The following is a 2,450-nucleotide window of genomic DNA, read 5'->3' on the forward strand; positions in this document are numbered from 1 at the left end:
CCAACCCGTCCAAAACGGCAAAACTCAAACTCGGAGTCTCGCTCACGCTGGATAAAAGTCGGGGGCAACGTCAGAGACCCTGACCAAACGCCGATGTTGCCGGGAAAATGACTCCGGCCGCCGCCAGTCCACGAAGAAAGGTTCTCCGATTACTGGACGTAGGATGATTGACCATTTCCGCCTCTCGTGTTCGACCTTGGCATGTCAGATCAGACAATAGCCAACGACCGGCCATCAACCTAACCCAAGGGGGCGATAATTTACACCGACGTGAGATGTTCGCAACACGCACGACAATATGATCGCCTGGCCTGACTGATAATCTAAATTCATCAGACTTTCGTTAAGATCGAGACCCACCGGGTGAGGCAAATCGGGGACAATTACATCACCAGAACCTTCCGACGCCAAAAATCAGCCGGTGGCACAAGCGAACTTGATCTGGGGGCCTTATTATTTGTGTTGGACCGGTTGCATCAAAGCACATGCTGTGACGATGTCGAATGCAGTACAGGAGCACACAACATGTTGACACGGCGACACTTTATTCAGACCACCACTGCGTTGTTTTCAGCTTCCGTTTCCAGTCCACTGTTTGCGGAATCATGGCCGACCGTTAGTCAGAAGGCAGCATGGGACGCACAGGTTACCCCTCCCGGCTATAATGCAGCAACATCCAACCCGTGGGGCTTGCACCCGCGTTTCTTACCGCAAAGAGTGCAGGCCAACGAGGGCCTGGTGCCGGGTGATATCCATGTGGATGCTGTGGCAAAGTATCTTTACCACATCGAAGCAGGGGGAACCGCGATGCGGTACGGCGTGGCCATCGGGAGGGGCGATTTGTATGAGCCTGGGGTTTATACCATTAAGCGAAAGGTCGAATGGCCACATTGGACACCTACGCAAAGCATGATTGCCCGAGAGCCAGAGATTTACGCTCAATTTGAAGGTGGGGTGGAACCCGGCCCTGAAAATGCACTCGGCTCACGAGCTCTTTACCTCTATGTCGGCGAAAGAGATACCTACTTGCGCATCCATGGAACCCCGTTTCCCAGAAGCATTGGCACGAGTGCCAGTTCTGGCTGCGTCCGGATGGTCATGGCGCATATAAACGATCTTTATTCAAATGTCGAAATCAGCTCCACCGCATTTCTTTATTCGGCTGCGGAGAGCATAGCGACAGGGAGCTAGAGCAGCCTCGGTCGTGAAATCCGACCCCAGCACAACCCGATCAGGTTGAAGGCTGCGATTGCATGCAAATCGGACGACCCTCAACTGTGGTCAGCGGAAGCAGGGTAGTTTCGACTTGTCCGCGATGTTCGTACCAATAGCAGTTATCATCCGGGAGAAGCCGCGCCGTGGCAACGTCCTGCCCCGGCGCGACGAGAGCTATGAGGGTTGGCGGAAGACTTTGGAAATTGGTTTCCGGCGCTGCTGTCCGAGCTGTCATGTTTCCACAACCGGCGGTGATCAAGACAGCTGCCAAGACCATGAAGGATCTATTGTTCATTTCTGCGTCCTCGTGCGCGTTCGCCTTGTCAGCATATCTTTCGCATTCAACATCGCGGCGCACAAGCTTGCCGGGCAGGCTCCTGCAACCCATCGTCTTGATCACGCGACGCGGACTGCGCACCAATAGGACGGGGAAGATCTCATGGGCACGCTGCACGACGCGCGCAGCCTTTGCGGCTCCCGACACAGGGGATGAGAATGTTCGGGTCTGCTACCTGAGCTTCCCAAAGTTGGCCTTTTGATAAGTACTGCTCACTGGAGCGTCTTCGCAGACAGTGAACTTATTAAGTTAAGCATCTCAATTTGTTGTGAGATTTCTGTCTATCCCCGGAAACATCCACGGGAACTGTGGATAACCACTCACACGCCACTCAAGTTTGCCCGTCACTATCTCTGTCGCCAGGCTTCAACGCTCCGGTGACCGCAAAAAATTCCGCCGCAAACTGTCCCATCGCCGATCCCGGCGTGAGCACACATTACCGACAACACGCCTGATGCAGCGCTCGGGCAGGGTGAGATTCGATCCCGAGAGCATGTTCCTTCCTCTGCAAAAGCCAGCAAATCATGGCTTGTCGCACCTCTGAGGAGGACCCACCCTGCCTCACGCCAAAATCGTCTATAAGCTATGTTATGTAACACCGCGCAGTTCTTGGTCATTGTCGTCGCTTCGCCGCAACCCAAAGCTATCCACATATTTCGTGGACATTTCTGGGGATACAAGAAGATATTCCATTTTTCCAAATCAGTTAGCCAGTAAGTCTATCATATCAGCCAAAATGGCATCGTAGCTTTCCTCAGCTACTTAGCGCCGTCAAAAAGTAGCTGCTCGATGGATCAATGATCGCCCTGCCCCATGTTCAAAAAGGATCCAGACCGTGTGAAAACTAGGTGGAATTTAAAGGGCATCGGGCGTTCGGTGATTTTTAGTTTAGAAATCC

General features: G+C 53.2%; 2 protein-coding genes. One reads left to right on the plus strand and one right to left on the minus strand.

What is annotated here, in order from left to right; translation table 11 throughout:
* The first annotated feature begins 525 nt into the window (after positions 1-525).
* Entirely contained in the window at positions 526-1,191 is a 666-nt protein-coding gene (locus tag FHD68_RS18295; RefSeq protein ID WP_084697606.1) for a L,D-transpeptidase, read from the plus strand.
* Between the two features lie 40 nt (positions 1,192-1,231).
* On the opposite strand, the gene FHD68_RS18300 is transcribed toward FHD68_RS18295, so the two are convergent.
* Positions 1,232-1,615, minus strand: a complete 384-nt coding sequence (locus FHD68_RS18300) for a hypothetical protein (RefSeq protein ID WP_244297972.1) — start codon at positions 1,613-1,615, stop codon at positions 1,232-1,234.
* Positions 1,616-2,450 lie beyond the last annotated feature (835 nt).

Origin of the sequence: Paracoccus marcusii (assembly GCF_006151785.1) — a bacterium.
Lineage (GTDB): Bacteria > Pseudomonadota > Alphaproteobacteria > Rhodobacterales > Rhodobacteraceae > Paracoccus > Paracoccus marcusii.

Excerpts from the sequence above, each read along its gene's own strand:
- FHD68_RS18295 (WP_084697606.1), top strand. The coding sequence starts at position 526 with ATGTTGACACGGCGACACTTTATTCAGACCACCACTGCGTTGTTTTCA.